Annotated in this window: 3 protein-coding genes; all 3 read left to right on the plus strand. The window is 59.6% G+C overall.

From position 1 onward, the window contains the following. Positions 1 to 230: FHA domain-containing protein (locus tag AC04MI_RS24110; RefSeq protein ID WP_476498918.1), on the plus strand; the 230-nt coding region annotated here is incomplete at its 5' end. A gap of 73 nt (positions 231 to 303) precedes the next feature. Further along, positions 304 to 2,568: a CHASE2 domain-containing protein gene (locus AC04MI_RS24115; RefSeq protein WP_436076755.1), complete on the plus strand. Its 2,265-nt coding sequence runs from the start codon at positions 304 to 306 to the stop codon at positions 2,566 to 2,568. Positions 2,569 to 2,578: 10 nt separating this feature from the next. Then, positions 2,579 to 3,367 carry a 3',5'-cyclic-nucleotide phosphodiesterase gene (locus AC04MI_RS24120; protein WP_436076756.1) on the plus strand — a complete coding sequence of 263 codons (789 nt, stop codon included), beginning with the start codon at positions 2,579 to 2,581 and terminating at the stop codon, positions 3,365 to 3,367. Positions 3,368 to 3,542: the final 175 nt, after the last annotated feature.

Below are 3,542 nucleotides of genomic sequence, written 5' to 3' on the forward strand. Positions count from 1 at the left end.
CTGCTGCGGGGCGTGAAGTGTCGCTGCAGAAGGTGGTTACCACGATTGGCAAGCCGGGCGTGGCTGTGGCTTCCATCACCAAGCGGCACCAGGGTTTTGTCTTGGCCCATGTCGAAGGACCGGACATGCCGCTGCTCAACGGCGCTGCTATTGGTGCATCGCCGGTTCCCCTGAAGCACGGGGATCGCCTGGAGCTGGCGGGCACCGAGATGCAGTTCGAGCAAAGCTGACRCTCTGCAAAAGGCTCGCATCATCGCTGCGGGCCCTTGCTAACTGGACACTCCTATTCCTGCGCGTGGACCTATGTTGCAGTCCTTGTCGCAGCTGTTCCTCCGACGCTGGCAACGCATCGCAGTCACGCTGATACCGCTGGTTTTTGCGCTGCTGCACGTAGCCGATGTGCTCCACCTGCAGGTGTTGGAGCGACTGGACAACATCATCTACGACACCCGCTTGCGGTTGACCATGCCACGAACGCTGGACGAGCGGATCGTCATCGTCGATATCGACGAGAAGAGCCTGGGGCGGGTGGGGCAATGGCCCTGGCGCAGGGACAAGATGGCTGCGCTGGTGCATGAGCTGTTTGAGCGCCAGCAAGTGGCCGTGGTGGGGTTTGACGTTCTGTTTGCCGAGTCCGATGAAAGTTCGGGCCTCTCTACGCTGCAACAACTGGCGCAGGGCCCTTTACGCAGCCAGCCGGGCTTTAAGGAGCAACTGGAACGTCTGGCGCCCTCACTGGACCATGACGCTCTTTTTGCGCAGTCTCTGCACGGGCAGCCAGTGGTGCTGGGTTACTACCTATCGGGCGAAGACCGCGACGGCATCACGAAAGGCATGTTGCCAGAACCCGCCCTGCCCGTGGAGCGCTTGCGGGGCTTGCCTCTGGGGGCGACTACGTGGCGTGGGTACAGCAGCAATATTGAGTCCCTGACCGAGGCGGCACCTGCTGCAGGCTTCTTCAACTCGATCACGGACGAGGACGGAGTTGTTCGTTCCCTGCCCCTGTTGGCAGAGTACCAGGGGCAGTATTACGAATCGCTGGCATTGGCCATGTTCCGCACCGCCATCGGTCTGCCAGAGATTCACCCGGGCTTCGTGAATTCCAAGCCGTCCGGGACGCATGATGTGCTCCAAAGCATCGTGCTGCGCCAAGATGGTCGCACGCTGGCGCTCCCCGTGGACCAGCAGTTGGCCACGCTCATCCCCTACCGTGGGCCGGGCGATGCCAAGGGTGGTTCCTTTCGGTACATCTCGGCGTCGGACGTTCTGGATGGCTTGCTGCCGGCTGGTCAACTCAAGGATCAATTGGTGCTGGTAGGCTCGACAGCACCTGGTTTGCTGGATTTGCGTGTGACGCCGGTGGGCAGGACGTACCCAGGCGTGGAGACCCATGCCAACGTGTTGTCGGCATTCCTGGATGGCAAGAGTATCGTTCGGCCGGACTATGCCGCTGGCTTTGATGTGCTGCAGCTGCTGTGCGCGGGTTTGCTATTGGCAGTTGCCTTGCCGCTCTTGTCAGCATCGTCTGCCGTCTTGCTCAGTGGTGGTGTGCTTTGTGCGCTGGTAGGACTCAATCTGTGGATGTACATCGCGCAGGGGCTGGCGTTGCCGCTCGCCACTGCGGTGGTGATGGCTATGCTGGCCTTTGCCCTCAACATGGCGTATGGCTACTTTGTGGAGAGCCGGTCCAAGCGCGAGCTCGCAGCGCTGTTTAGCGCCTATGTGCCGCCAGAGCTGGTGGCCGAGATGGTCAAGCAGCCTGAGCACTACAGCATGCAGGCCACCAACCGGGAGCTGACGGTGATGTTCTGCGACATGCGCGGCTTCACCGCAATGTCTGAACGGATGGAACCGCTGCAATTGCAAGGCTTGTTGAATGAGGTGTTCAGCAAGCTCACCCACATCATCCGCAGCCACCGGGGAACGATTGACAAATACATGGGCGACTGCGTTATGGCTTTTTGGGGGGCTCCAGTGGCCACGCCTGATCATGCGCAACTGGCAGTGACTGCGGCCCTGGAAATGTCGCAGGCCATTGGGCAAATCAACGCCAATCATCGCCAGCGCGGTTTGCCCGAGATCGGGGTGGGCATTGGGCTCAACACCGGGGTCATGTGCGTGGGTGACATGGGCTCTGACATCCGGCGCAGCTATACGGTCATCGGCGATGCGGTCAACCTTGGCTCTCGCCTGGAGGGGCTGTCCAAGCACTACGGTACTTCGATCGTGGTGAGCGAATCTGCCATGCAGCTCGCCCCTCAGTTCGTATGGCAAGCCATGGATCGCGTGCGCGTCAAGGGCAAGGCGCAGGCCGTGCCGATTTACCAGCCCCTCGCCCCCCGAGGGCAACTACCCACCGATCTCGGTGAAGAACTGGCTGTGTGGGAGGGTTTTCTGCGTGCCTACGCAGCACAAGAATGGGCACAATGCGACAAACTGATGGGGCAGTTGCGAGGTCTTAGACCCCACAGCATCCTGTACGAGTTGTACGCGGCACGGGTCGAAGGCCTGCGTAATTTGCCTTTCAACCCGGATTGGGATAGCGCCACCAATTTCGACACCAAGTAGAAGGCTTGACATGAAGGTTCGCGTGCTGGGGTGCTCCGGCGCTATCGCCAAGGACTGTCGCACGACATCGTTCTTGATCGGTGACAGCATCTTGCTCGATGCGGGAACTGGTGTGGGCGACCTCACGCTGGAAGAGATGGCCAAGATTGACCATGTGCTGCTGACCCATTCCCACCTTGATCACATCGCCGCACTGCCCCTGATGCTCGACGCCGTGTCATCGCTGCGCAGTCGCCCGGTGCAGGTTCACGCTTTGGCTGCCACCATTGGGGCGCTTCAGGCGCATGTATTCAATAGCGTTATCTGGCCAGATTTCAGCGCCATACCGTCTACTGCATCCCCGTTTCTGCAGTATCAAGCCTTTGTATCGGGCGAAGTATTGAGCATCGCCGATGTCCAGATCGAGGTGCTACCTGCCCACCATACCGTACCGGCCGTGGGATTTGCGGTGCAAGGCGATACCGGGTGGTGGGTATTCAGCGGTGATACTGAGCGCAATCCGTCGTTCTGGAATCGCGTAAACACATTGACTGTGGCCTGTTTGGTGATCGAGACGGCTTTCAGCAATCGTGAACGTGACCTAGCCCGCCGTAGCTTGCATCTCTCTCCGGAGGCCTTGGCGCAAGAACTGGCTCACATTCCAGCAGTTGACCGTTACCCCATCTACATAACGCACACCAAGCCGTCAGAGACCTTGCTAATCATCAATGAGATCAGGCGGCTCGACTACAGTGGCGCCCCCCGCCGCAACCCGCATGACATTCGATGGCTGAGTGCAGGGCAGGAGATGGAGGTGTGAGGGGTTACGCGCGTGGTGCTGACAATACTGGCCGACAAAAATGTAATTCTGAGAGTGGATGGCGGCGCGTTTTCTGGCCAACACCGGGGACGGCTGAGAGCAGCACCTGACTGGTTCGTCAACAATACTCGATGTGAGGTCTTTTTTCGGAAGATTCATCTGCAATGCGCTTGAC

Source organism: Acidovorax sp. LjRoot204, assembly GCF_056175785.1.